The following is a 26252-nucleotide window of genomic DNA, read 5'->3' on the forward strand; positions in this document are numbered from 1 at the left end:
ACCGGTCCCGGGTCCCCGGTCCCCGGTTGCCCGGTCTCAGTTCCCCAGACTGGGCCCGCCGTCCCAGGGGACGTTCAGGAGGGTCTGCTCGTTGAAGACGGGCCATGACGTGCCGTCGGGCAGCTGGACCGTGGCACTCATGCTGGCGCCCCACGGGATGGTGCTGCTGTCGTCCCGGTAGAGGGGCGTCACCACGTAGTACACGGCGGCGTCCCCGTCCGCGGACAGCGCGTTCACCTCCTTCTGGACCCTGGCCTCGAACATCCTCATGCTGATCCCCTTGATGTTCATCCCGAGCTGGTAGCACGGGACGAGGTTGATCCAGTCCTCCTTGTGACTGCCCCTTCCCCCGAGGACGTTGGCGATCAGATGGCAGCGGGCGAGGCCGCCGCTGGGAGACTGCGCGTTCGCGTCCCCCCAGCCCGTGATGTCGCCGTCGGCCTCGTCCCCCTTGACCAAGGGGTTCGTCAGGCAGGCCTCCGCCTTGCCGGCCCTGGTGGCCGGCGCGGGGGCCCGGGAGCCGGAGGGACTCGGGCCCGCGGTCCGGTTGCGACTGGGCACGGGCTGCTCGGTGTTGAGGATCCATCCGCCGCCGCTCGCCCTCCCCCGGGGCCGGGTCAGGCAGGCGGCCTTGCCGGAAGGAGAGGGCGACGGGCTCCCGGGGCCGGTCGCCGGGGGCTCCGGCGCCGGCTGGACGGACTTGATCTCGTCGATGACGAGCTTCACGCCGGCCTTGTACGCGACGAGCCGGCCGCGGCGGTCCATGGCGGTTCTGAAGACCTCCAGGGCGGGGGCCGTGGCAGCCCCCGGCATCTGCACCTGGAGGGCCGTGTAGGTCCCGTCGGGTTTGCGGACCAGCCCGTCGTAGGCGATGGACGGGCTGCCGAGCTGCGCTGCCTGTGCGGCGGGAAGCTGCCCGACGGCTTCGGGCAGCAGGTACGCCGTGCCCGGGCGCATGTCGACGGTGGTGCCGGCCTGTTTCGCGTAGGCCTTCAGGGCGGAGGTGCGCGGCTGCTGGTACGGGCTGTCGGCGGTGCCGGCGGTGTCAGCGGTGTCGGCAGTGTCGACGGTGTCGGCTCCCCGCCTCCGGCTCTGGGATTGGCTCTGGCTCTGACTTTGGCTCTGACTCTGGTTCTGGGACGGGGCGTGAGCGCGGTGCTGCGGAGGGGCGGCCGCGTCACCGCCCTGGTCCATCGCCGCCGCCGGGTCCGGTGGATTGTCGGCGAGGCTCTGGGTGGCCTGGGCCATCTGCTGGAGCAACTGCTGGGCCCGGGGCTGGAGCTGCTGCTCCTTGGCCTGGAGCGCCTTGGCCTTCGCCTCCTGGGCCTTGGCGGCGGTGGCGAGTTGGGACTGCCTGGAACTGAGCTTGGACTCCTCCTGCCCGAGCTGGGACTGCTCGCTCTCAAGGCTGCCCTTCTCGGCCTGGAGCTGGGCCTGTTCGGCCCTCAGTTCGCTCGCCTCGGCGTCGTACGCGCTGGACGCGGCGGCCTGCGCGGGCAGTTGGAAGGTGTGCGGCTTGTTGTTGTGGGCATCGATCCTGGAGGCCAGGGCCGCCGCGCGCGTTCCGAAGCTGCCGGCCTTCTGCTTCGCGGCAGCGGCCTTGCTCTCGAACGCCGCGGTGTCGTTGCGCAGGGCGGCGGCATCCTTGGTGATCTGCTCCGCCTCGGCGACCACGGCCTTGCCCTGTTGCGCGATCTCCGCTTCCTGCCGGTTGAAGTCCTCGATCTCCCGGATGAGGTCCGCCGAGGCGGCCGCGACGTCCCCGGACGGCACCAGGAGAGCGACGCCGCCCGACTGGGCCGCGACGGCCGCAGCGCCGGTGGCCGCGAACGCGGGCGCTCCCGCGCCGACGACCGGCACCAGCACGGCCGCCAGCACCAGGAGAACGACGCGCCGTGCGGTGGTCCGTACGGTCGTCCGTATGGCCGTCCGCACGGTCGTTCGTACGGTTCGCCGGTGGCGAGCGGCCGGCCCGTACGGGGACGCGGTCATCCGCTCACCTTCCCGGTGAGCTCGTCGGCGAGCTTCGCGGTGGTCGGCTGGCCGTCGCCCGCCTGGCAGACGGCGACCTGGACCAGACTCGTGCCCTTCACCCGCGCCTGGTGGTGGCAGGCCCACTGCGCGCCGCCGTCCTGTGCGCCGTCCTGCGCCGCCGTCCACGCCACGGCGACCTCGGTGGGAGGGTGGGCCGTGTAGGCCCACTTCGCGGTACGACCTGCCTGGTCGGTGACCGTCGAGGACGGGCACTTGGTGAGACCGTCGGTGAGCGCCTGGAAGGCCGCGCCGGTCTTCTCGCTGTCCGGGAACACGCCGATGACCTGGTTCGCGGTGTAGGCGCCCGTGGCCCCTGCGTCCTGGTAGGTCGCCGACAGGAACGCGGTCCACGCCTGTCCGTAGACCGACTGGGTCGTCGGTCCCGCCGCGACGGCGCATTCCGACGGCGACACGGCGAGCGGGGCGTGCGGCCGGTCCGACTGCGGGCCGGCGACCAGCGTCGTCCCGGCCAGCCGGCTGACGCCGTCAGGGCTCACGAGGTCCGCTTGGACCGTACCCGCGGCCACGTGCGGCGGCAGGCCCGTCGGCTGCTGCGGCCAGAGCCACCACCCGATGCCGGCCAGGACGAGGCAGGGCACGACCGCGGCCACGATCAGCTGCCAGTGGCGCGGTACCCGAGTGAGCCGGGGCCTCTCCGGGCCTGCCGTCGGCGCGTGCTGCGGAACCGGCGGCTGCGGCTGCGGCGACGGCGGTTGCGACTGCGGCGACGGCGCCGCGCCGGATGCCGAAGGCGGCCCGGCAGGACGGGCCGCCCCAGCGCCTGGCGGGCCACCACCGCCCGGGCCCGCCGGCGGCGGAATGATGTAGTCGGCGTCTTCGGCCACGCTGATCTCCCCCACGACACGCCGCCATCCGGGCGACTCAGGTTGCGTTCTGTAAACGAAGCCGGGACATACCGTCACTCATCCAGCGCAGCGGGGCAAGACCTTCCGGTCGGATTTGAGGACCGTCTGAGCATTTCGCCGAAACCACCAACTGCCAGTCAGTGCTCCGGAGTTGGATCAACCCGCGTCGTGCCGCGCCGAGCCGACGGATCGGAACCCTCGGCGGCGAGGAGTCAGGACGCCCGGAGGACCACCGGGCTCCGAGGATCGCTCGGAGGTGAGGAGTCCGAGCCCCCGGAGCAGGCGGACAGCCTGCTTGTCCGTCCACGGACGGAGGGCAGCCGCCTGCTCCCGAGGCTGAGTGGGCCCGCTACGATGCGCCACGTGCTTCTCGCTGTTGACACGCATTCGCATGCGTACCAAATCGGACAGTCCATGGGGACGTGGGGTATACCCGCTCTGATCGCTGTCCTTCTCGCCTGGCGGTTCACCGGCACCTGGCGAAACCCCGTCGCCCGCACCCTCGAAGAGGCGCCCCGCGTCGCCGCGGTGCGGAGAAGGCGCAGGAGCGTCAGCATTGTGGCGACTCTCCTCCTCGTCGGCGCCGGGGTGATCGCAGTGGTCGTAGAGGTGGGTTCGGACTCCTCTTACGGCCCTGCGGCCCGGTCAGGCCCGGCCGGGCGCACCATCGACGCTCCGGCAACCGTCGCCGGCTACCACCTGATCACCGGTGAGGCCGCAGTCGGTCTGTCGGCCCGGGTGCCGGGCGCGACCCCCGAGCGCTACTGGTTCTATACGGACACGCCGGACGGCACCCGGCCGAGCCTCGTCTTCAACGCCTCCACTACGCAGTGGGATCCCAAGCTCGCCCGGGAGAACGCCACGCACTCCCTCTCCTGGGGCCTGACCAACTTCTTCGCGGGCGCGAAGATCGAAGACCCCCAGGACGTCGACGCCGGCCCGCTCGGCGGAGCCATGCAGTGCGGGCACCAGATCGGCAGAGGAGCTGTGGTGTGCCGCTGGGGCGACGCCTCGACGGTGGGCTCCGTCGCGGTCCTCGGCATCACGGACATTCACCAGGCCGGGGCGATCGCCCTGCAGTTCCGCAGCGCCGCCGAACACTGAACAACTCGGCGAGACGCACCGTCAGACTTATGAGGCCTCAAGCCATCGGGCTGATGGAGACGCGGTCCACTCCGGGACCGGCCACTGTGCTGTGGGCGAGTTGAAGCAATTTGACGCTTGATCGGGCGAAACCTAACTTCGATCCCGTACCGATCATCGCTCACCCGTTCGATGGCCCGGAGGGGTTTTCGCGTGCCTCCTTACGAACAGACTTCTGTCGGCATATCAGGAATCTCCGAGAATCGGCCGAAAACCTCCTACAAGGCGAGTGTTGACTTGGTCTCCCCTCCGGCCCGGCGGGCCGGACTGGCGGATCGGGGCCAGTGCTTCCTCGGCGTCAGCCTGGAGAACGGCAACTTCGCTCCGGGAAAACTCGCCGCGATGCTCCGCTGGATAGCCGGGCGGTTCCCCCGCTGCACGGTGCTGGTCGGGGACAGCATCCACCGGATCACCCTGGCGTCCACCCAGGGACTGCCGGAGGACGAGGCGCTCTCCCGGGCGCTGGCCCTGGGCGACCGCTTCATCGCCGACACCCGGGCCCTGTTCGAGGCCGAACGCGAGCGGACCGAATTCACGTTCCTGCGCTGCTCCGAAGTGCAGCGGTGGGATTCCTACGCAAAGCACCATCGAAGCCTCGCCGACTACCGCCGGGCCGACCGGAACTTCCGGGAGTCCGTCGATGCGTTCGGGCGGCGCTTTCACGCCAGGTATTCCGGCCAACTCGCCGAGGCCGACCTGGAGAGGCGGGTCGAAATGTCCGCACAGTACTTTCTGGAGGAGTCCGCGATATTCGCGTGTCTTGCCCAGGAAGGCCTTTCCGTCATGGTCTACCCCGGTTCGTTCGGCACCCTTTCCGAGATCACCGACGGGAAGCACCCGGACGCACCCGAGGAACTGCGCCGGCTGACCGTCGTCTCGCTCGATCTGCGGAGGCGTTGACGGCGCCCCTCATCCCGCCGGGCGCTCTGCCAGGCCGCCGGACCAGCACGTCCGAGCCCGGGTGCCGTCAGCATGACCGGTGGTCAATGGTCGCTTCTTAAGGACTTCTTAGGAGTCCTCCGTATCACTGTGTCATGCACACCGGTACTCATACGTCATCCCTTGCGGGCCCCGCCCGCCGGCACGTTCCGCGCGCCGTTCTCGTCCTCGCCGTGGCCACCGCGCTGGTGTCCGGAACCGTGGCGAGCGCCAGCGCCAGCTCCGCCTCGCAGATGCAGGTGCGGGTCCATGACGGGCGCGTCGACGTGCCGGTACGCGGCGGTACCGCCACCATCGACGCGGCCACGCTGCGGGCCGAGGCCCGGACCGAGGACGGGCGGGTGGTCCTGCTGTCCGCTCCGGCCGCCCAGGGGCTGGGCAGGGCGAGCGACCCGGTCAGGACGGCGAGCGGCGCCGCCTGGTCGTACCCGGAGAAGGGTCTGCGGGCCGAAGTCCGCGCCGATCACGGCCGGTTGCTGGTCACCCTCACCGGGACCGCCCTCACCGGGACCGCCCCCACCGGGAGCGGCGGCGACACCTCGGTGCGGTGGCCGGTGACCGCCACCGACCCGGCCGCCGCCGAGGTCCAACTCCCGCGCGGCGAGGGGCTGTCCCTTCCCGTCGACGACCCGTTCTGGAACTCCTCCGACGGGGCGCTGGTCGGCGAGGAGCAGGAGCTGAGCTCGCAGCTGTCCATGCCGATGTGGGGCTACACGCTCCGCTCCGGCCGGGCCGGCGTCAGCTACATCGTCCCCACCGACATCGGCACGTCGCTGACGTTCGCCTCCCAGGACGGGCGGCTGCGGGCCACGGCCGAGCACGGGTTCGCCGCCGGGAACGGCACCGGCACGTACACCGTGGCCCTCTCCCTCACCGACGGCTCCCCGGTGGCCCCGGCCGTGGACTACCGCAACTGGCTTGCGGAGCACGGGCAGTTGGGCAGCCTGAGCGAAAAGATCAAGCAGAACCCGCAGACCGCGAAGCTGCTCGGCGCCTTCCACGCCTACGCCTGGGGCGGCGCCCGCCGGCCCGCCTACCTCGACCGGCTCAAGGAACTGGGCGTCTCCCGGCTCTGGCTCGGCTACGACTCCGACGACTCCCCGATGACGAGCGAGGACGTCAAGGCCGCCGAGGCCGCCGGCTACCTGGTCGGACCGTACGACTCCTTCGCCAACGGCCAGCAGAAGACGGACGATTCGTCCCCCAACTCCGTCTGGCCGGACGACGTCTACCCCCGGTTCTGCGTCCTCAGGGCCGACGGGACGCCGCAACCCGGCTTCCACAAGAAGGGCTGCTACCTCAGCTCGCAGGCGTTCGAGCAGGCCGAGCCGCAACAGCACTACCTGGCGGACCGCACCCGCTCGCTGGTCGCCAACGGGGCCGACAGCTACTTCCTCGACGTGGACGCGGCGGGCGAGCTCTTCCGGGACTTCGACCCCGCCCACGCGATGACCATGGACGAGGACCGCGCCAACCGGCTCGCCCGGATGCGGCGCCTGACGGACGGCTCGTACGACGCGTCCACGGGCCGGCCGGCCCCGCTGGTCCTGGGCTCGGAGTCCGCCGGCTCCTGGGCCAACCAGGTGCTGGCCTTCGACCACGGCTCGGGCACCCCGGTGGACGGGCGGCTGTGGGCGATGGAGTCCGGGCACTTCGACAACGGGCCGCAGGACCCCAAGGACGACGGCGCCTGGGGCGGCTACGCCCCGGAACAGGCCGCCGCCACCTTCTTCAAGCCGGTGCGGACCACGGACTTCAAGCCCGAGCACCAGGCCAGGGTGGCCGCCGCCCTGAAGGCGATGTACGACCCGCGGTACCGGGTGCCGCTGTACGAGACGGCGCTGCACGGGTCGCTGGTCAACGTCGAACGCTGGGAACTGCCCTTCAGTAAACTGCCGGAGCAGAAGACCACGCGTGCGCTGCTGGCGATGCTCGACAACACCCCGCTCAACTTCGTGCTCAGCGACAAGGACCCGCGCGACGGGCAGAACCAGCGGGAACTGGCCGCCCTGCAGCAGTACTTCGCGCCGTTGCACCAGGCGGCCGGCACCCGGCAGCTGACCTCTTTCCGTTGGCTGACCGGCGACCACCTGGTGCAGCGGACCGTCTTCGGCGACGGCACGCTGACCGTCACCGCCAACTTCGGCACCACGGTCCACGACGGCCTGCCGGGCGGCTGCGTGGACGCCACCGTGCGCGGCCGCCCGGGCACCCAGCGGCTCTGCCCGGCCGACGTGGTCTCCTGACGACCTGACGACCTGACGATCCAGCGGGACGGGCGGCCTCGCCCGTCCCGCCTGGCCCCGCCGCCCCGCCGCCGGTGTCGGTGTCGGGTGGACGCGGCGTGGTGGGCTAGCCTGCGCTGTGGGCCGGGTGCACGGGGAGGACCACGGGGTGCGCACGGACCGGCCGAGGAACAACTATGGGGGGTTTCACATGTCCAGGATCATCACTGCCGCCATGCCCGCGCACGGGCACACCGCGCCGATGCTGGCGATCACCGCCGACCTGGTGGCGCGCGGGCACGAGGTGGTCTTCCTCGGCGGGGCGCGGTTCGCCGGGGCCGCCGAGGAGACCGGGGCGCGCTTCGTCGCCCTGCCGCCGGAGGCGGATTTCGACGACCGCCGGATCAACGACTCCTTCCCGGGTCGGTCCGAACTGCCGCCCGGGCCGCAGCGGTTGGCCTTCGACGCCCGGAACATCTTCATCGACCCGGTGCCCGCGCAGTACCGGGCGCTGCGCGCGCTGCTGGCGGAGTTCCCGGCCACGGTCGTGCTCGGTGACTGCTTCTTCCACGGCGCGGTGGCTCTGGCGCTGGCCCATCCGCGCGACGAGCGGCCGGCCGTGGTGGGCATCGGGGTGTCCCCGCCGATGCTGCAGAGTGTCGACACCGCGCCCTTCGGCCTCGCGCTGGCGCCCCAGGCGGGACCGGAAGGGCTGGCCCGCAACCGGGAGTTGAACGCCGAGGCGGCACTGCGCGGCGAACCGCTGCGGCAGTACGCGGCCGAGGTCTTCGCCGGAGTCGGGGCCGAACTGCCGCCGGGGCCCCGGGCGAACGCCGCCGTCACCGGGCCCGACCACTACCTGCAGCTGACCGTCCCGGGGTTCGAGTACCCGCGCAGTGACGCGCCGGCCTCGCTGCGCTACATCGGCGCGCTGGCGCCGCAGAGCCGGATCGAGGTGGAACTGCCGCAGTGGTGGCCTGAGTTGGCCTCTAACCGTCCGGTCGTGGTGGTCACCCAGGGCACCCTGGCCAATGACGACCTGACCGAGCTGCTGGTCCCCGCGGTGCGGGCGCTGGCCGACCGCCCCGACCTGCTGGTGGTCGCGGCCACGGTCCGCCCGGACGGGCCCGAGCTGCTGGCGCAGGCGCTCGGCGGCCTGCCGGACAACGTGCGGGCCGCCGGCTACCTGCCGTTCGACCGGCTCCTGCCGCACGCCGACGTGTTGATCAGCAACGGCGGCTACGGCGGTGTCCACACCGCGCTGGCCTTCGGGGTGCCGCTGGTGGTCGCGGGCGGCAGCGAGGACAAGCCCGAGGTGGCCGCCCGGGTGGCCTGGCGCGGTGTCGGCATCGACCTGCGCACCGGGCGCCCGGGTGAACCGGAGCTGCGCGAGGCCGTCGACCGGGTCCTGGCCGACCCGGCCTACCGTGCCAACGCCGCCGACCTGGCCGCCGAACTCGCGGCCCACCAGCCGCTGACGGCGATCGCCGAACTGGTGGACTCGCTCGGCTGACCGCCGCTGGGCGCCGCCGGGTGCTCGGGAGGATCGACCGGCCGGGGGGGGGAATCGCCCCCGGCCGGGGGCGATCTCGTCGGGAGCGGTGTGGCGGGGGGAGTCGTCGGCCGTGCTCTGGTCGGTCATGGGGGAGGCCTTTCCGGGTCGGGAGTGCGGATCACTTGGTGGTGGTCTTCGCGGTGGCGCTGCCGGTGCCGTGGGCGATCTCGTCGCCCGGCTCGAAGACGCTCACCCTGAACTTCTTGTTGAAGGTGTCGGCGGCGCCGGGCGTGACGTCGCATCCCACGTCGTCGGTCTGCGCGCTCGATCCGCTGACGGTGACGTCGGAGGAGCGATCGGGGCAGGTGAGCAGGGGGACCTTCTTGCCGTCGAGCATCACGTCGACCTCGCCGGTGGCCAGGTTCTCGGTCATCTGCGTCACCTCCACCTGCTGGCCGGTGGTCCCGTTGTCCGCGCCGGCCTCGTCGGTGGGGGTGAAGACGACGTCGTCCTGGCAGCTGACGGTGCCGGTGAGGGAGCCGTCGGGCATCAGGTCCGCGGTGCCGCCGGCGCCGGAGCAGTGGGTCTCGTCGTCGACGAGCCCCGTGGTGTCCCCGCCCTTCTGGTTCTCCTGGATGCCGGCCTGGTCCAGCGTCAGGTTCGCGCGACCGGTGAGCTGGACGTCGGCCTGGCCGTTGGACAGTGCGACGTCCTGCTCGGCGGCGGCAGCCGCGGCGCGGGCCTGCGCTGAGGCGTGGGAGTCGAAGGTGCCGGGCGGCGCGGTCAGGCCGGCCACGGTGATCGCCACGGCGGCCGCGGACAGGGCCAGTACATATCGACCGGTGCGCATGCTGTCTCCTGGTTCGAGGGAAGTGCAGGGCAAATATCGTTCGTATGCTTACAGATCCTGATTCGGTACGCCGTCATCCCTGCGCGACGCGCGGGTGCGGAACCGGATCGGAGGAGCCGGAAGCCACCAGTTCCATTCCCCCAGCAGGCGCATGACGGTGGGCACCAGCAGCAGGCGGACGACGGTGGCGTCGAGCGCGACGGCCACGGCGAGTGCGAAGCCGATCTCCTTGATCTCCAGCACCCGGTCGGCGAGCAGGCCGGCGAACAGCAGCACCATCACCAGCGCGGCGGTGGTGATCGGGCGCGCGGTGCGCTGCAGCCCCAGTGCCACGGCGCGGGTGTTGTCGCCGGTGGCCAGGTACTCCTCCCGGATCCGGCGCACCAGGAACACCTCGTAGCCCATGGACAGTCCGAACAGGACGGCGAAGACGATCACCGGCAGATACGCCTGCACGCGGCCCGTCGAGGTGAACCCGAGCAGGCCCTGGGCCCAGCCGTGCTGGAACACCGCCACCGTCAGGCCGTAACTCGCCCCGGTGGCCAGGAGGTTCATCGCCACGGCCTTCAGCGGCAACAGCAGGCTGCGGAACACGAAGACCAGGTAGCACAGGGACAGCGCCAGTACGGAGCCGATCACCCACCACACCGTCGCGGACACCTCCCGCGTGATGTCCAGCAGCAGCGCGCCGAACCCGCCGACCGCGACCGGGGTGCCCGACTGGCGCAGCGGCTCGGTCAACTCCCTGATGCGACGCACCAGTTCGACGCCCGCCGGAGAGTCCGGGGCGACGGCCGGGACGACGACCACCATGGTGAGGTCGCGGCCGTTGTCGACGGCCTGGACGACGGCCGCCTGCGGTTGCGCGCGCAAGGCATCCAGGAGCGCCGGGAGCTGGGGGGCGGGCCCGGCGGCGGTGTGCGGGACCATGACCGTCACCTGGCCCGCCGCTCCGGCGAGCGCGTCGCTCTCCAGGACCGCCAGAGCCGCGCCGGAGGGGGTGCCGGCCAGTGCGTGGCGTCCGAAGTCGACGCCCAGGCTCAGGCCCAGGGCCGGGGCCGCGGCAGCGCCGAGCAGGGCGAGGCCGGCCAGCAGGTAGGGCACCGGACGCCGCATCAGGCGCCGCGCCCAGCGGGCCCACGGCTGCCCCTCCGCATCGCCGACGTCCTGGCGGGCCGGACGGTGGCCGGGCAGCGCGCCGCGCCCCAGCCAGGGGACGGCCCCGGCGAGGGCGGCAGGCAGCAGGGTCAGCGTCGCGGCCAGGACCACGGCCGTCACCGTGCAGGTCCCGGCGGTGAGGTCGCGGAAGACCCGGGAAGGCAGCAGCAGCATGCTCGTCGCGGCGGCCGCCACCACCGCGCCGGAGTAGCAGACCGTCCGGCCGCTGGTGGCCAGCGCCCGGCCGGCGGCCTGTTCCGGTGGGGCGCCGGCGGCGATCTCCTCCTGGAAGCGGACGACGACGAACAGCGCGTAGTCGATGCCGATGCCGAGCCCCACCACCGTCACCACGGTCACCAGCAGGGTGTCGGGACGCAGCGTCGGGTCGATCAGCCCCACCGCGGCGATCAGACCGAAAGTGAGCGCGATGGCGGCGCCGGCCAGCACCACCGGGACCAGGGCCGCGCCCACCGTGCCCAGGCCCAGCAGCAGCGCCACCAGGGCCAGGATCACGGCGACGCCCTCGACATCGCGCAGATCGGCGAGTTCGACGGAGCGCAGGTCGTCGTTGACCGGCGTCCTGCCGACCAGGGCGGCGCTGACCGCGCCGTCGCTGAAGTGCTGCGCCACCCGCCCCACCTGGGCCTGCTGGGCGCCGATCCGCTCCTGGCGTCTGCTCTCGTCACCGCCGAGCCCGACCAAGGCGTAGGCGTTGTGAGGATCGTGGCTCAGCCGTGAGAGGGCGGCCATCAGCGCGCCGACATCGTCCGCGGGGGGCGAGGCGGCCGCCTGCTCGGCGGTCGGGAGCACGGCCACGGCCCGGACGCCGTGCTGGTGCCGCAGCGCGGCCGCGGTCCACGCGACCGTGTCGGCGTAACGGGGATCGGTGGCATCGAGCTGCTCGGAGTGGAACACCAGCAGGAGCTGCTCGGATCCCAGCAGCGGAAAGCCCCTGGCGGCCAACCCGTCCGCCCGCACCGACTCCGATCCGTCGACGCGGACGACAGGGGCGCGCAGCGAGTACAGGAAGTGCGGCAGCAGCCCGATCGACGCGGCGACCGCCAGCAGCCAGACACCGCAGACCAGCCCCCGCCGGCGCGCCGAGAACACGCCCAGCCGGTGCAGGAGGGGCGGACGCGACAGGGGGCCCGGCGCCTGCGGCGGCGAGGGTGCCGGTTGGGTGGGTACGGGGTGGGTGGGTGCGGGCTGGGTGGGGAGTGTGACCTCGTGGGCGCTCACGGGCGTGCCGGAACTGCGGCGCCGACCGGCGGGTGCAGCAGGCTGCGCACCAGGATCGCCGCGGTGCGTGGTGCCGTGGTCCAGTCCTTGGCGCCCACCGCCTGGTTGCCGCGACGCTCGACCCGGTCCAGGGGCGCGCGCAGCAACGCGGCTCCGGCCTGCCAGGCCGCACGGCTGGTCGGATGCACCAGGTCGAGGACGTCGAGGCCCTCCTCCCACAGCTCTCGTGCCCGTGAGACCTCGAAGCGCAGCAGCTCGCGCACCGCGGCACTGCTGTCCTCCGCGGCGAGGTCGTCGCGGGTCAGCCCGAAGCGCTCCAGGTCCTCCAGCGGCAGGTACAGCCGGCCCATCCGCAGGTCCTCGGCGATGTCGCACACGATGTCGGTGAACTGCGCGGCCTCCCCGAGCCGGGTCATCGCCTGCTCGGCGGCGGGTGAAGGATCCTCGAAGACGCGGAGCAGGATCCGGGCCGGGGCGCCGCCCACGGCCCGCAGATAGGGCCGGAGTTCGGCGAACGTCGGGTAGTGGGCGGGGGACAGGTCCATCCGCAGGCCGTCCACGTAGGCCATCAGGTCCTCGACGCGGATGCCACGGCTGTGCACCGTGTGTGTCAGCGCACGTGTGATCGGATCTCCCGTACCGCTGCTGCTGCCGTCACCGTCTTCGAGAGCTGCGGTGAGGTGTTCGGCCCACCGTTCGAACTCCTCGGCCCGGCCCGGCCGGTCACCCCCGTCCACCAGCTGATCGGCGTGCCGGCCGAACGCGTACGCCGCCCACAGGTGCGGGCGCACCGCCGGCGGCGCGCAGCAGCTCGCCGCCCAGTAGGTCCGCCCGTCCACCGAGATCAGCATCCGCCGGCAGAACTCGTAGGATTCCCGCAACGTGTGATCGGTGATGCCGGCCCGGTCCAGTGACCAGCGGTCCAAATACAACGGAACTCCTACGGCGAGTGGTCGGGCTCCCGCTCCGAGCCGGCGGCCGCACATCTCCTGAAGGGCCGTCCGGGCGTGGCTCCCCAGGTGGGGCGCCGAAGCGGGCTCATCGTCCCGCAGGCCGATCGGCGCAGATTTGGTGACACGCCGTCATATCACGCGACCAGCCTCCCCCCGCTCGGCGCACAGAGCTGGATTCGGTTTGTCGTCTTATCGCCCGCTGGTCCGATTCCACCTGTGCAGGAACGGGCTCTTCCGGAAATGCGTCCGATGAGCGGGGAGTGAACGAAGTGACTTGATCACACGTCAATTGACTTTTCCCCGTTGGCAATTCACCCGACGCAGCCCCGGGCATTTCCGCCCGGCAATGCGCTAACCTCCTCCTGGCGTGATCACATGCCGATCTCGAATTGGGGGGAATCACATGGCAATCGGACGACGACAACTCCTCACCTCCGTCGCGCTCACCGCCCTGGCCGCGCCCGTCCTGGCCAAGGGGACCGCGACCCGCGCGGCGGCGGCCGTGGGGGCGGCCCCGGCCGCCGCCTCCGGGCCGCTGTTCATGCAGGTCGTCGCGCACGAGGACGACGACATCCTGTTCATGAACCCGGACCTGTCCAACGCGATCGCCCTCGGCACCCCGTCCGTCACGGTGTTCGTCACCGCGGGCAACGCGACCGGCGACCCGTGCGCCACGGTCTGCTGGGACACCGCCGGCGAGCCGCTGCGGACCTGGAACCGGCAGATGGGCGCCGTCAACGCCTACTCCCGGATGGCCGGGGTCGGCGACACCGACCCGGCGACCGACGAGGTCGGGCACTGGACGGTCGAGGCGTGGACCGTCGCGGGCAAGCAGGTCGAACGGTACGTCCTCAAGGACCGCCAGGTGCACCTGATCTTCCTCAACCTGCACGACGCCGGGCTCGGCGCCGTCCTGGCCGGCGGCACCGACACCACGGTCGTCCCGGTGGGCAGCCCGCTGTCCGGGCCGTCGACCTACACGGCGGCGGACGTCGTCGAGGTGCTGCGGCAGCTGATGGTGACGTACCAGCCGACCGTGCTCCGGGCCCAGGACGAACTCCCGGACAGCCGCTACTCGGGCGACCACTCGGACCACGTCTCCGCCGCGAAGTTCGCCGGCCAGGCGGCCCTGCTGTACGGCGGCGGGCTGATCCAGGTGAACTACCGGGACTACAACATCAGCGACTCCCCGGTGAACCTCGACCCGGCGACGACCGGCGCCAAGGGCGTGTTCGTCTCCGAGTACGCGAGCCACGACCACTCGGGGAACTACTCCGACGCCTGGTACTCCCGGATGTACTACCGCTGGTCGCGGGGCACCTCCTGGGCCGGGCTGAACCAGGACGGCCGGCCGCAGGTCTTCGTCGTCCGGGCCGGCGCCCTCTACACGTACTGGCGTCAGGCGGACGGCAGTTGGGGCGGTCCGGTGCGGATGGCCGACCCGGGCGGGCGGCTGGCGCCGGGCATCGCGGTCGGCACCAACGCCGACGGCCGGCTGGAGGTCTTCGCCCGCCGCCTGACCGATCACCACATCATCTCCCTGCCCCAGGGCACGCCCAACGGCTGGTGGTGGAACAGCTGGGCCGACCACGGCAACCCCAACACCGGGCTCGGCAACGAGGACCAGGTCGGCGTGCCCGTGGTGGCCGGCCACCAGGACGGGCGGCTGGAGCTGTTCGTCAAGAACGGCGGGGGCGGCCTCAGCAGCATCCGGCAGACCACCCCGGGCGGGGTGTGGACGGGCACGTGGACGAACCTGGGCGGCACCGACCTCCAGGACCCGGTCACCGCGATCCGCAACGGCGTCGGCGCGATCGAGGTGTTCGCCAGCAGCCGCACCGGAATCCTCGGCTGGTGGCAGACCGCTCCGAACGGCGCCTTCGGCGGCCCGAACCCGATCCCGGGCGCCCGGCCGGCCAGCCCGCCCAAGGCCGCGCTCGACCAGGACGGCCGCATCGAACTCGCCTACCGCGAGGTCGGCACCGGGGCGATGCTGGTCAGCTACCAGACCCGGCCCGGCGGCGAGTGGAGCCAGTCCCCGGCCCCCCTCGGCGGCGACGGAGGAGTGGGCGAGCCGGCGGCGGCCACCGCCGGCGGACGGGTCGTCCTGTTCGAGCGCAACCGCGGCGGCGGCGTGAGCACCACCGCCCAGACCGCCCCGAACTCCGGCTACGGCACCTGGCAGGACCTCGGCGGCACCGTCCTCGACTACCCGGCCGCGCTCGTCGACGGCGGCGGTGTCCTCCACGTGTTCGCGATCGGTTCGGACGGCCGCGTCTACTACCGCGCGGGCACGACGCCCACCAACCTCGGCGGCTGGCAGGGCATGCCGGTCTGACCGTCCCGCCCGGGGCCCGGGGGCCCGGGGGGTGCCATTACGGGCGGCCCACCGGGGGGCGGTGGTGGGCCCGGGGGTCCGCCCCCCCCCGGCGGGGCCCGGGGGCCGTGTCGTTTTATTTCCCGGCGGCCCCCCGGGCCCGGGCCGTCGCCTCTGCCCGTGGCGAATCTGCGGCGGGCAGAGAAAACGCATCCGGAGGTCTCCCGGGGTCAAGAGTGGAGTCGAGGGCAAGCCCGCCCCGACACCTCGACACCTCGACACCTCGGCATCTCGACAAGGAGACCGGATGACTCCCCTCACCACGCTCGCGCCCCGCGCGGAGGAGGGCGGCACGCCGCCCAGCCGCTTCGACGACCACCTCGCGGCGCAGCTGCTCGCCCAGCGGATCGTCCTCCTCGGCACCCAGGTCGACGACGTGTCGGCCAACCGGGTGTGCGCGCAGCTGCTCCTGCTGTCGGCGGAGGACCCGCGCACCGACATCGGCCTGTACGTCAACAGCCCCGGCGGGTCGGTCACCGCGGGGCTCGCCATCTACGACACCATGCGGCTCATCCCGAACGACGTCTCGACGCTGGTGATGGGGTTCGCCGCCAGCATGGGCCAGTTCCTGGTCACCGTGGGGGCGCCCGGCAAGCGGCTCGCGCTGCCGAACGCGCGGATCATGATGCACCAGCCCTCGGCGGGCATCGGCGGCACCGCCGCCGACATCGAGATCCAGGCGGAGAACCTCCAGTTCACCAAGAAGGCCATCGAGCGGATCACCGCCGAGCACACCGGGCAGAGCGAGGAGACGATCGCGCGCGACGGCGACCGGGACCGCTGGTTCACGGCCGAGCAGGCCAGGGAGTACGGGATCGTGGACCGGGTGGTGGAGTCGGTCGCCGACATCCGCCCGGCCGCGTCGCGCCGACGGATGGGGCTGTGACATGGGGTCGTACACGGTTCCCTACGTGATCGAGCGGACCGCGCAGGGCGAGCGCTCCTACGACGTCTTCAGCCGGCTGCTGAACGAGCGGATCATCTTCCTCGGCACCGAGATCGACGACGGGGTCGCCAACGTGGTCATCGCGCAGCTCCTGCACCTGGAGTCGGAGAGCCCGGAACGCGAGATCTCGATCTACCTCAACTCGCCCGGTGGATCGTTCACTTCGCTGATGGCGATCTACGACACGATGACGTTCGTGCAGGCGCCGATCTCCACGTTCTGCGTCGGTCAGGCGGCGTCGACGGCGGCGGTGCTGCTGGCCGGCGGAGACCACGGGCGGCGGTTCGTGCTCCAGCACGCGCGGGTGCTGCTCGGCCAGCCGGCCAGCGGTGGCCGGCAGGGGACGGTGTCCGACCTCAGCCTCGCGGCGAAGGAGATGGTCCGCACCCGCTCGCAGGTGGAGGAGGTGCTGTCCCGGCACACCCGTCACGACGTGGCGACGCTGCGCGCGGACATGGACCGGGACAAGGTGTTCACCGCCGAGGAGGCCGTCGCCTACGGGCTCGCCGACGAGGTGCTGAGCCGACGGCTCGCGTTCGGCTGACTCCGCGCGGCCGTGGCCGGTACGGCGGGGTGCACCACCGTCGTACCGGCCTTCGGCCGGGCCGGGCCGGGTCAGGTCAGGCGGCGAGGCAGAGCCCGTCGTACTGCCCCGTGGGCGACGTGCGGCTCCGGTCCAACCGGCTTCGGCCCACCTGACTGCGGCCCACCCCGCTCCGGCCCACCAGGCCTCGGCCCGCCTGGCTCCGGGTGTGCCGGGTCAGCTCGTCCTGGGCGAGCGAGAGCAGGTCGGCGAGGCCGAGTCCGAGGGCCCGGGCGGCGGCCGCGAGGACCTCGGAGGAGGCCTCCTTGCGCCCGCGCTCCAACTCCGACAGGTACGGGATCGAGATCCGGGCCGCCTCCGCCACGTCCTTCAACGTCCGTTCCTGGGCGAGCCGTTCGCGGCGCATCGCATCGCCGACGAGGTCGCGCCACAGGGGTTCCCTCGGCGCGGGCGCCGGTGGCGCTCCCGCCGGCCGCTGCGGGTCGCGGGTCGCCCCGCCGGAACCGGGCGACGAGGTGTGCGGGCGCAGGGGGATGACGCGGGCTTCGTTCGGCGCATGAGTGCTCACTCCTCCAGCCTAGGGATCCGGGGCGTCGGGGGAAGGGAGTGGAGTTCTGCCCTGGGTGAAGCCGTGCGGGCCGCCCGGCCGGGCCCGTGGCCGTCGAACTCGCCACGGGCCCGGCCGGGTTCCGCTACGCGTGCCGTTACGCGTGCCGTGCGCCGCGCCTGCGCGCGACCACGACCAGCACGCCGCCCGCACCCAGCAGCGCCGCCGCACCGGTCGCGCCCAGCGGCAGCACGCTGCCCGCCCCGGTGGTCGGCAGCGCGCCGCCGGGCCGCTCATCGGGCCAGGACGGCCCGGCGCTCGGCGACGGCGGCGGCGGGGACGCCACCGCCGCCACCGCCACTGCCGAGGACGACGACGGGCCCGGCGACGGGGCCGGGGTCGAGACCGCACCCGGCGACGACGTGGCCGCGCCCGAACCGGCCGACGGGAGCAGCCGGTTGACGACCGTCACCGTGATCCCGTCGTCCAGGGTCTCGCAGGTGAGCACCAGCGGCCCGAAGACCGCGATGGCCGGTGCCGCGTAGCCGTCGGGCGGGCTCACCTCCACCCAGTAGTACGTCCCCGGCCCGACGACGATCCGGCAGATGCCCTCGGCCCCGGTGGTGCAGGGATCGCCGATCGGCGAGTCCTTGTGCCCGCCGGTGGTCTGCGGCCAGCTGGGCCCGCCGTTCCAGCGCCACAGCTGGAACGTCGCCCCGGCCAGCGGTTTGCCGTCCTGGTCGTGCTTGACCAGGGTCAGCGTGCCCTCCTGCGGTCGGAAGCCGAAGTCGAAGGTGTGGTCGTCCTGGCCCGGCCCGCCGGTGGTCAGTTCCCGCTCGGCGTACGTTGCGCCCGGCGGGACGACGCCCTTGGAGTTGATGAACGGGTTGTCGCCGACGTCGTGCCGGGTGGGCACCCATTGGTACAGCGGGCCGCCCTGGGCGTAGTCGGCGGGGTTGTCCAGCCGGATCGTGTACTTGGTGTGCGGCTTGAGCCCGCCGTCCACATTCGAGTCGTCGAAGTAGTACTCGCCGCGCGCCGTCGTCCGCGCCGTGCCGACGAGCTTCCCCGGCCCGTCGTACAGGTGGACGGTGGCGCCCTCCACCGGGCGCTGGCCCGGCTTCTGGATGCCCTTGTGCTCGGTGTCGTACCAGACCCGGTTGCCGATCTGCAGCGGCGCCTGGTCGCAGAGCACCTCCAGGTCGCCCATCGAGGCGCCCTTGCCGAACGGCGCGGGCACGTTCGCCGGGTTGAGCCGCAGGCCGAACGCCGGGTCCTGCCTGCCGTCGCGCTGGACGAACGACGTGCCGTAGCCGAAGGCCGTGCTGTTGGGGTCGAACCCGGAGGTCCCGATGGTGTTCTCGACCTTGGACAGCGCCATCCCGGCGTAGGCCGCGTTGTGGTGGACGCCCATCCGGCTGGTGTCGAAGAAGCGGGCGCCCCGGGGCGAGAGCCCGCAGCCGGTGTTGGCGTCCAGCACGTAGGTGCCGCCGGCCAGGCAGGCCTTGTTCAGGTCACCGCCCGACAGCACCTCGCCCACCGCTGCGCCCGACCCCGACTGGCCCGTCGCCCGGTCGGCCATGCGGTCGCGGAAGGCCAGCAGCATCGAGCCGTCCGTCTCGAAGCCGATCTCGCCCAGCTCCGGCTCCGGCTGGGCGCGGAAACCGGCGCAGGTCTGGCCGTTCTGCGTGGTCGGGTAGGTGTTCGTCCACGGGAACCAGCCCGCGCCGTCGCACGGGCCCGAGCCGACGGTCGACTGGCGTGGGTAGTCCAGCGGCTGGTCCAGCACGGCCGTGCGGAACCGGCCGGTGGCCAGGTCGAAGGGCAGCACGACCGCCCGCAGGTCCGAGGCCTTGCCCGTCGACTCGCCCGAGCAGACACCGCCGAGGTAGCCGACGCCGTCCTGGAGGCCCAGGCCGAACGGCCGCCAGTCCCCGGCCGAGGCGCAGCCCGGGTCCGGGATCGGGTAGACGCCCCTCGGCTGCGCGGCCGTCGGCGCGGTCGCGTCGTAGCGGTACAGCGTGCGGGTGTTGAGGTTGACGACGAACAGGTCCCGGCCGTCGTCCGTCACCTTCAGCCCGCCGAGGCTCTCCTTGCCCGGCGCGACGAGGAACGCGTCGTCCGTCCCCGGCCCGTGCGCCGTGCCGCCGGCGTCCGGGACGGTGGTGAACAGCGTGGTCCGCCCCTGCGCCGGGTCGGTCACGTAGATGCCGCCGGCGCCGCCCGGACCGTAGTCCGTGGTGCGCTTGGCCGACGCCGAGGAGAACACCCGCCGGTCGGCCTTGTTCCACGCGATGCCGTAGAGCGTGCCCGTCTGCGCGTCGGTGGCGAGGTTCGTGACGTTGACGTCCACGCCGTCCTGGCCGCGCGCGCGGTACGGGAACGACACCAGCGTGCGCTGCGCGCCGCCTCCCAAGGTGGTGTTCTGGCAGGTCGTCACCAGCGGCGCGTTCTGCTGGCAGTAGTCCCCCGGGTACCACAGCCCGGTGGTGTACGAGACGTTCTTGCCGCCGGAGAGGTCGACGAACTCCTCGTTGGAGCTCAGCCGGTTCGGCGCGCCGTCCAGCCCCTGCCGGGAGGCGAACGCCGGGAACAGCACGCCCGGCTTCGGATTCACCACCTGCACCCGGTACGTTCCGCCGTGCTCCCGGCTCCGCGGCGGCGCCAGCGTGACCGTCCCGTCGGCCCCGGTGGTGCCCTCGACGTGGGCCCGCTCCTCGCCGGTGAGCGTCACCTTCACGCCCGCCAGCCCCGGCTCCAGCGCGGGCGTCCACACCCCGGAGGAGTCCACGGCCCGGATCACCCGGACCGTCACCGTCCCGTCCTCCGTCTGCGAGAACGCCGCCGGCGCCGTCAGCGCCCCGCCCCCGCACAGCGCGGCGGCGAGCACCGCGGCCCGCGCGACGCCCTTCCTTCTCCTTCTCGTCCCCACCTGATCCCCACTCTCATGGTCGGCGGACATCTGCCCGATCCGGACAGGACCCCCAGCAGAGCGACAACCGGTCGTCCACGTCCTGGTTTCGGGGCGCATTCACCGGTGTGTGTGACAGATGAAGGGCAGGAAATCGCATCAAGTTCGGATACGACCGCACAAGTTCGCATACCGCAGGAGAAATCCCGACGCCCGGAGCGCCCGGACCCCTGCGGCGAACCGGATCCGCAACTCCCCGCAGTCCCGCCCGACGGCGTCCACCGCAACGCCCCCTGCCTCGCCGTCGTTCCGGTACCCGGCCGCCGTCCTGCCCGGGGGGCCATTAGGCCTGAAAGTTGCTATCCGAAGCCGGTGATCAAACCGTAGGAATGGCTCCACGGCCTGACCGGCCACCCACCCGCGATCAGAAGGAGCCCTCACCCATGATCCGTCTTCGCACCTGTATGACCATCGCCGGCGCCGCGGCGATGTTCGCCCTGGCCGCCGCGCCCGCGCAGGCCGCCCCGGGCGACGTCACGACCTCGTGCGGAAGCGTTCTGACCCCGGCCGGCTTCGTCGACGTGAGCTGGGGCTACAGCAGCAGTTGCGGCACGCAGAGCTTCAGCCCGAACATCAAGCAGATAAAGCAGCTCACCGGACTGCCCGTCGGCACCGTGGTCCAGGCCTGCTCCACCACCTACCCGCCGGCGGGCTGGGTCCAGACCGGCTCGTACTACACCAGCAGCTGCGTCGCCTGGTCGAACCCGAGCTTCAACAACAACGCCTGGCAGCTGAAGCGCGTCTCCTGACCGGGCGACTCCGCTGGGCCCTGTCCGGCAAGATCGGCCGGACAGGGCCCAGGCCGGCACACCCGGGGCGAGGCGCGGACGGCGCCGAGCGGCCAGGACCGGGCACCGGCACCCGGCCGCCCGCTGTGGATCAGCTTTCGGACAGCTGCTCGCGCAGCACCGTGCGCAGGGTGACGGGCTCGCGGCCGAGCAGGGCGGCCAGGGTGGGGTCGGTGGTGGCGAACTCGCCGGCGCGGCTGGCGGCGAAGATGCCGAGCAGCTGGTCGGCGGCTTCCGCGGGGACGCCTTGGCCTGTCAGCTGCGTGCGGAACTGGTCGTCGGGGGCGACGGTCCGCGTGATGGGGCGGCCGGTGAGCTCGGTGGCGAGGGCGGCGACGTCGTCGAAGGTGAGTGCTTGTCGGCCCGTGAGCGGCGGCGTGGGGCCGTCGAAGCGGCCCTCGTCGGCCAGGATGGCGGCGGCCGCGTCCGCGAGGTCGGCGTGCGCGGTCCAGGCGACCGGCCCGTCCGCGGGGAGCGCGAGCCGGCCGGACTGTGCCGCGTTGCCGAGGAAGTGTGCCGCGCTGGTGGCGTGGAAGCCGTTGCGCAGCGAGGTGAACGGCACGCCGCAGGTGCGCAGGGCCTCTTCGGTGGCGGCGTGGTCGCGGCAGGCCTGGAAGCGCGACGTCGTGCCGGCCCCCATCTGGCTGGTGTAGAGGATGCGACGGGCGCCCGCCGTGGCGGCCGCTTCGATCGCGGTGCGGTGCTGCCTGACGCACTCCTCGCCCATCTTGTCGACGGAGACGACGAGCACCTGCGAGGCGCCCTCGAAGGCGTGCGCGAGGCCGGCGGCGTCGGTGAAGCTGGCCTGGCGTACCCGTACCCCTTGGTCGGCGAGGTTCTGCGCCTTCTGCGGGTCGCGGACGCTGACGCCGATGCGGGCCGCCGGTACGCGCGTCAGCAGCCTCTCGACGATCTGACGCCCCAGCTGTCCGGTGGCTCCGGTCACGATGATCATGATGTGCTCCCGTGTCGCGACGAGGTGGTTCCAGTGGAAACACTTTCACGGTATCACCGATAATAACGATGGAACCATTGGTGCGGTATCGTTGATTCATGCCATCGCCTTCACGCGGCCGGGACGGCGCCACCGGCACCGCGTCCGGGACCGCCGTCGAGTCCGCCAGCGCGTCCCCGGCCCGGGAGCAGACCAGGCAGCGGGTCATCGAGGCCGCCATCGGCCTGCTGACGCGCGGAGGCCGCGACGCGGTCACCACCCGCGCCGTCGCCGATGCGGCGGGCCTGCAGCCGCCGGCCATCTACCGGCTGTTCGGCGACAAGGACGGGCTGCTCGACGCCGTGGCCGAGCACGGCTTCGCCGCGTTCCTCGCCACCAAGCACGTCGACCCCGACCCCCGGGACCCGATCGAGGACCTGAGAGCCGGCTGGGACGTCGCGGTCGAGTTCGGCCTGGCCAACCCCGCGCTGTACACCCTGATGTACACCGAACCCGCCGGGACCACCTCGGCCGCCTTCAAGGCCGGCATGGAGATCCTGATGGGCCGCATCCGGCGCCTCGCCGCCGGCGGCTGGCTCCGCGTCGACGAGGAACTCGCGGCCCAGATCATCCACGCCACGGCGCGCGGCGCCGTGCTCACCTGGCTGTCCCTGCCCCAGGACCGGCGCGACCCGGCCCTGTTGACCACCCTTCGGGAGTGCATGGTCGCCGCCGTCACCAACCGGCAGCCGGCCGTGAAGGAGCCGGGCCCGGCCGGCGCCGCCCGCGCCCTGCGCGCCGCGCTGCCCGAACAGACGAAGCTCAGCAGCGCCGAGCAGCATCTGCTGGGGGAGTGGCTGAACCGCCTCGCCGCCGACGGCTGATCACCGGCGGCTGAAACGGGCGACGCCACCCCGGCCCCGGTGTCACCTGACGGTGCACCACGCCTCGGACCGTCGCGAGCCGCCCTGGCGGACGGCGACGGAACGAGCAGCCCGCGGCCCCGAGCGCTCGGGACCGGCTCAGCCGCGCAGGTGGTTCAGCAGCGCGTCGTCCATCGGATAGGGGCGCTCGGCGGGAAGGAGCTGCCGGGCGGCCTCCAGAGCACCGTCCCTCACCTGGGCCTGGATCGTGTGCGCGAGTGCGGTGACGTCGTCGATCGAGACGATCCACTGCTCCGCGTAGCGCTCGGCAGCCTCGCCGGCGAGGCCGAGCTGAAGGGAACGGTGGGGAAGCGGCTGAAGGTGCAGATCGCGTTCGGGATCCCACTGCACCCGGGCCGGGGCCCGCTTCAGCTGGCGCTTCCAGGTGGCGCGGTCAGGGTGCAGCCCGTGTTCGTAGTGGGCCAGGCAGGCGTTTGCCAGGGCCCATTCGAAGCCCTCACGGGTGATCTCGATCGCGAGGACGGTCTCCTGGCCCTCCTTGCCCGCCCAGCCGCAGCGGTACATCATCCACAGGAACGACGGTTTGATCCACGTCATTCGGTCCCTCTTCCAGGCAGCCGGGAAGTGGCCGTCCTGTGCGGCGGGCAGGCCGATCTCCGGAGCGTACGCCTGGTACACGGTCACCGTGGTGGCCGTGTGGAGGGCGCGGATCCGATGCTTGGGTTCTGGCACGGTGACCAGGGTCGGGGTTCGGCGCGCATCGCGCCATCGAATTACCGGGCCGGAGGGGGCTGGTGGGGCGTTCGGCGGTTGCTGCGGCAACTGCGGTGAGCACGTGGTGGAGGTGTTCCCGGGTCCCTCCGCTTCCCGGCGGTGCTGGCCGGCGGGTGCCGAACGGCCCGGGCCGTTCGGCACCCAGTGGGCGGGGCACCGTTTTTTCATGCTTTTCATGCTTTTCATGCGGTGGCGTGCGGCGAGCGGCGCGGCGGTACAGGCGCCGCATCACCCGACGCAGGCGCCGGGGGGCGGGGGCCGGACAGATCCTGGACTATCTGGCGGCGCTTGCCCGACCCTGGCGGTGCCCGACGGCCGGGATCAGTTCTTCCACACGCCCCAGTAGACGTCGGCGTTGTCGCCGGAGCCGCTCTCACGGGTGGTGCGGAAGACGCTGCTGGTGCCGTTCTCGTCGTAGCTGTTGGAGCCGGCGTAGGGGTTGGCCCAGTGCAGCTGGACGGTGTTGTTGTTGCGCCAGCCTTCCTCGCAGCCGTAGGTGCTGAACGTCGCCCAGCCCTCGGTGCCGGTCAGGAACCCGTTGCTCTCCGACTGGAAGGTGGCGTCGCCGGTGTTCCCCAGGATCTGCGGCGGCTCCTGGCCCTGCGTCCAGATGCCGTGGGCCAGAGCGTAGCTGGTCCGGTAGAGCGAGCAGCCGGTTCCGTTGTGCAGGTGGACCGTGGTGCTCCGGGCCGCCTGGACGGTGGCCTGGGCGGTGGCCGGGGCGGCCTGGGCGGTGCCGGTGGCGATGGTGCCGAGCCCGATGGCGCTTACCGCAGCCAACGCCGCGAAGCGTGCGGAGGTACGCATGGTTCCCTCGATTCCGTGTGCCTTCGGTGGGTGGCGCGGGCTGTGTCCCGCGCCGTGATGAACGATGCGCCGCGCCGACAGACAAACGATGGACGGTGCGGCCCGCGCCGTTCACCGCACCGTTCGCAACGCCCGTCCATCATTTGTCAGTTGGCGTGGTGTACGAGCACCCGGGCGGCCGCCCGTCCCGCCGAAGGCCCGGGAGTCGAGTGCCGGGACTGTCGCCGCTGCGGGACGTCCTCCCTCACAGTGGAGTGAGGATGTCCTGGTCCGCCCCGTCGAGGACGAAGCCGTTGTCCAGCCGGACCCGGACCGTCACCCGGTTCCCCCGTTCCCGGTGCGCGATCCACTGCGGCTCCAGCACGGCGATCTCCGCCTCCAGGCGCTCGCGGCTCGCCACCGGCATGGTGTGCCCGTAGTCCTCGAACAGCGCTTTGAGCCGCTGGTACTCGCGGACCTCATGGCTCTCCGGGAGTTCCCCGTCCACCCGCTCGACGGTGCCCTCCATCCCGGATCCCAGCGAGAGGAACCCGACGACGGCCCCGGGCTCCCCGGCGACCGCCTCACCGATCCCGAGATCCTCGGCCAACCTGACGCGCCGGCCTGCCTTCAGGGTCATCCGTCCTCTACCTCTCCATCGATCGAGGCCGCCGGCGCCGCCGGCCCGCGGCCACGGCCATTATCCGCGGTCGCTGCACGGCGTACGGCCCCCGGTGGCAGGGCCTCCGCCGTCTCCCTTCCCCCTTGCTGCTGCGCCCCCCGTACCGCCCCGGGCCCGAGCAACGCTCCATGCCGTTTCGGCAACCTGGTGGCATGGCGAACGCGAAGAAGGACGTCCTGGACGCGGTCGGCCCCCGCCTGCGCGAGCTGCGCCGCCGGCGCGGAATGACGCTGGCGGAACTCGCCGAGCGGACCGGGATCAACGAGAGCACCCTCTCCCGCCTGGAGGGCGGCACCCGCAAGCCCACCCTGGAAGGAACTGCTGCTGCCGTTCGCCGAGGTCCACGCCGTGCCCCTTCGACGACCTCGTGGGCGCGCCCCGCACCGGCGACCCGCGCATCCACCTGCGTCCGGTGGTCCGGGACGGGATGACCTACGTGCCGCTCAGCCACCCCGGCGGCGTCCAGGCCCACAAACTCCTCATCCCGCCCGCGCCCGGCATCGAGCCGGAACTGAAGACCCATGAGGGCTTCGAGTGGGTCTACGTACTCCCGGGGAGGCTGCGCCTGCTGCTGGGCGACCAGAGCCTGGTCCTCAGGGCGGGCGAGGCCGCCGAGTTCGACACCCACGTACCGCACCGGCTCGGACCCGACGGCGACCGGACCGTCGAACTCCTCGTCCTCTTCGGGCACCAGGGCGAGCGGGCCCACCTCCGAGCCCGCACCACCTGACCCGCACCCCGGCCGTACCGGCCCTCATGCGGCCGGCTCGGCAGAAGTCGCGGCGCCAGTAGGGTGGTTGAGGCGATGCAGGGTGGTGCCGGCCGATCGCGTCGAGTCACCGGAGGCTTGTACGGTCTTCGGTGTCACGCCAACGAGGTCATCGCGGCGGCGCACTTCCTGGGGGGATTCATGAGGCTTCGACGGCCTGGTCGGTCGGATCGCTCGAACGGCACGCCGATCGTGGTGGCGTGTCTGCTGGCGCTGGATGTCGTCCTGTTCGCCGCCGTCCTTCAGGCCGCGCTTGGGCATGGACTCTGCCCGGCCCTCGGCGGGCGTCAATGCGGCGCCCGTACTGCTGTCCCCCGGTTGGTCGTCGCGTTCACGGCGACACTGGTC

General features: G+C 72.3%; 21 protein-coding genes and 1 pseudogene. 10 read left to right on the forward strand and 12 right to left on the reverse strand.

Translation table 11 applies throughout. The features are described from left to right. Positions 1 to 36: 36 nt before the first annotated feature. Complete coding sequence (locus ACFWPI_RS08320; RefSeq protein ID WP_380374445.1) at positions 37 to 1992, reverse strand: DNA/RNA non-specific endonuclease; 1956 nt, start codon at positions 1990 to 1992, stop codon at positions 37 to 39. Then, positions 1989 to 2633 carry a sensor domain-containing protein gene (locus ACFWPI_RS08325; RefSeq protein ID WP_380374448.1) on the reverse strand — a complete coding sequence of 215 codons (645 nt, stop codon included), beginning with the start codon at positions 2631 to 2633 and terminating at the stop codon, positions 1989 to 1991. Before ACFWPI_RS08325 ends, ACFWPI_RS08320 begins: the two co-directional genes overlap by 4 nt. A gap of 825 nt (positions 2634 to 3458) precedes the next feature. On the opposite strand from ACFWPI_RS08325, the gene ACFWPI_RS08330 reads away from it, so the two are divergent. The 4 genes from ACFWPI_RS08330 (at position 3459) to ACFWPI_RS08345 (ending at position 8720) form a co-directional block, all read left to right on the forward strand. Continuing rightward, positions 3459 to 4004, forward strand: a complete 546-nt coding sequence (locus tag ACFWPI_RS08330; RefSeq protein WP_380374451.1) for a hypothetical protein — start codon at positions 3459 to 3461, stop codon at positions 4002 to 4004. Between the two features lie 192 nt (positions 4005 to 4196). Then, positions 4197 to 4943 (forward strand): tRNA-dependent cyclodipeptide synthase, encoded by a 747-nt coding sequence (locus ACFWPI_RS08335; protein WP_380374454.1) that lies wholly within the window; start codon positions 4197 to 4199, stop codon positions 4941 to 4943. A gap of 134 nt (positions 4944 to 5077) precedes the next feature. Beyond that, positions 5078 to 7228, forward strand: a complete 2151-nt coding sequence (locus ACFWPI_RS08340; protein WP_380374457.1) for a glycoside hydrolase — start codon at positions 5078 to 5080, stop codon at positions 7226 to 7228. A gap of 190 nt (positions 7229 to 7418) precedes the next feature. Further along, positions 7419 to 8720, forward strand: coding sequence for a glycosyltransferase (locus ACFWPI_RS08345; RefSeq protein WP_380374460.1), 1302 nt, complete (start codon positions 7419 to 7421; stop codon positions 8718 to 8720). Between the two features lie 160 nt (positions 8721 to 8880). Here the strand turns inward: ACFWPI_RS08345 and ACFWPI_RS08350 are convergent, their stop codons facing one another. From ACFWPI_RS08350 to ACFWPI_RS08360, 3 genes are read right to left on the reverse strand one after another with little or no spacing between them, the layout of a single operon-like run. Continuing rightward, positions 8881 to 9552, reverse strand: coding sequence for a hypothetical protein (locus ACFWPI_RS08350; protein ID WP_380374463.1), 672 nt, complete (start codon positions 9550 to 9552; stop codon positions 8881 to 8883). 48 nt (positions 9553 to 9600) lie between these two features. Then, positions 9601 to 11949: an MMPL family transporter gene (locus ACFWPI_RS08355; RefSeq protein ID WP_380374465.1), complete on the reverse strand. Its 2349-nt coding sequence runs from the start codon at positions 11947 to 11949 to the stop codon at positions 9601 to 9603. Further along, on the reverse strand, positions 11946 to 12875 hold the full coding sequence (locus ACFWPI_RS08360; RefSeq protein WP_380374468.1) for a phytoene/squalene synthase family protein: 930 nt from the start codon (positions 12873 to 12875) through the stop codon (positions 11946 to 11948). The genes ACFWPI_RS08355 and ACFWPI_RS08360 overlap by 4 nt, the downstream gene beginning before the upstream one ends. Before the next feature lie 430 nt (positions 12876 to 13305). Here ACFWPI_RS08360 and ACFWPI_RS08365 point away from each other — a divergent pair, with 430 nt between their 5' ends. The 3 genes from ACFWPI_RS08365 to ACFWPI_RS08375 all read left to right on the forward strand — a co-directional run bounded on the left by ACFWPI_RS08365 (position 13306) and on the right by ACFWPI_RS08375 (position 16769). Beyond that, positions 13306 to 15240 (forward strand): PIG-L family deacetylase, encoded by a 1935-nt coding sequence (locus ACFWPI_RS08365; protein WP_380374470.1) that lies wholly within the window; start codon positions 13306 to 13308, stop codon positions 15238 to 15240. Between the two features lie 286 nt (positions 15241 to 15526). Continuing rightward, on the forward strand, positions 15527 to 16165 hold the full coding sequence (locus tag ACFWPI_RS08370; RefSeq protein ID WP_380381087.1) for an ATP-dependent Clp protease proteolytic subunit: 639 nt from the start codon (positions 15527 to 15529) through the stop codon (positions 16163 to 16165). A 1-nt stretch (position 16166) separates the two neighbouring features. Beyond that, a complete protein-coding gene (locus ACFWPI_RS08375; RefSeq protein WP_380381089.1) occupies positions 16167 to 16769 on the forward strand; it encodes a ClpP family protease in 603 nt (200 codons plus the stop codon). Between the two features lie 76 nt (positions 16770 to 16845). On the opposite strand, the gene ACFWPI_RS08380 is transcribed toward ACFWPI_RS08375, so the two are convergent. Both ACFWPI_RS08380 and ACFWPI_RS08385 read right to left on the reverse strand, forming a co-directional pair. Beyond that, positions 16846 to 17337: a helix-turn-helix domain-containing protein gene (locus ACFWPI_RS08380; RefSeq protein ID WP_380381091.1), complete on the reverse strand. Its 492-nt coding sequence runs from the start codon at positions 17335 to 17337 to the stop codon at positions 16846 to 16848. A 136-nt stretch (positions 17338 to 17473) separates the two neighbouring features. Beyond that, complete coding sequence (locus ACFWPI_RS08385) at positions 17474 to 20278, reverse strand: SdrD B-like domain-containing protein (protein WP_380379512.1); 2805 nt, start codon at positions 20276 to 20278, stop codon at positions 17474 to 17476. Positions 20279 to 20670: 392 nt separating this feature from the next. Between ACFWPI_RS08385 and ACFWPI_RS08390 the strand changes: the two genes are divergently transcribed. Beyond that, positions 20671 to 21036 (forward strand): hypothetical protein, encoded by a 366-nt coding sequence (locus tag ACFWPI_RS08390; RefSeq protein WP_063352607.1) that lies wholly within the window; start codon positions 20671 to 20673, stop codon positions 21034 to 21036. Between the two features lie 130 nt (positions 21037 to 21166). Here the strand turns inward: ACFWPI_RS08390 and ACFWPI_RS08395 are convergent, their stop codons facing one another. Then, on the reverse strand, positions 21167 to 22030 hold the full coding sequence (locus ACFWPI_RS08395) for an NAD(P)H-binding protein (RefSeq protein ID WP_380379509.1): 864 nt from the start codon (positions 22028 to 22030) through the stop codon (positions 21167 to 21169). Between the two features lie 98 nt (positions 22031 to 22128). Here ACFWPI_RS08395 and ACFWPI_RS08400 point away from each other — a divergent pair, with 98 nt between their 5' ends. Then, positions 22129 to 22893 carry a TetR/AcrR family transcriptional regulator gene (locus tag ACFWPI_RS08400; RefSeq protein WP_380379507.1) on the forward strand — a complete coding sequence of 255 codons (765 nt, stop codon included), beginning with the start codon at positions 22129 to 22131 and terminating at the stop codon, positions 22891 to 22893. A gap of 138 nt (positions 22894 to 23031) precedes the next feature. Here ACFWPI_RS08400 and ACFWPI_RS08405 read toward each other — a convergent pair whose 3' ends face one another. The 3 genes from ACFWPI_RS08405 to ACFWPI_RS08415 all read right to left on the reverse strand — a co-directional run bounded on the left by ACFWPI_RS08405 (position 23032) and on the right by ACFWPI_RS08415 (position 25093). Next, positions 23032 to 23625, reverse strand: a complete 594-nt coding sequence (locus ACFWPI_RS08405; protein WP_380379504.1) for a DUF4291 domain-containing protein — start codon at positions 23623 to 23625, stop codon at positions 23032 to 23034. A gap of 363 nt (positions 23626 to 23988) precedes the next feature. Beyond that, positions 23989 to 24474 (reverse strand): hypothetical protein, encoded by a 486-nt coding sequence (locus ACFWPI_RS08410; RefSeq protein ID WP_380379501.1) that lies wholly within the window; start codon positions 24472 to 24474, stop codon positions 23989 to 23991. Positions 24475 to 24718: 244 nt separating this feature from the next. After that, positions 24719 to 25093 carry a hypothetical protein gene (locus tag ACFWPI_RS08415; protein ID WP_380379499.1) on the reverse strand — a complete coding sequence of 125 codons (375 nt, stop codon included), beginning with the start codon at positions 25091 to 25093 and terminating at the stop codon, positions 24719 to 24721. 194 nt (positions 25094 to 25287) lie between these two features. Between ACFWPI_RS08415 and ACFWPI_RS08420 the strand changes: the two are divergent. Continuing rightward, positions 25288 to 25865 (forward strand): annotated as a pseudogene (locus tag ACFWPI_RS08420) (XRE family transcriptional regulator). Positions 25866 to 25889: 24 nt separating this feature from the next. Here the strand turns inward: ACFWPI_RS08420 and ACFWPI_RS08425 are convergent. Continuing rightward, complete coding sequence (locus ACFWPI_RS08425; RefSeq protein WP_380379496.1) at positions 25890 to 26165, reverse strand: hypothetical protein; 276 nt, start codon at positions 26163 to 26165, stop codon at positions 25890 to 25892. Between the last annotated feature and the right edge of the window lie 87 nt (positions 26166 to 26252).

This window comes from Kitasatospora sp. NPDC058492, from assembly GCF_042720685.1.
Taxonomy (GTDB): Bacteria; Actinomycetota; Actinomycetes; order Streptomycetales; family Streptomycetaceae; genus Kitasatospora.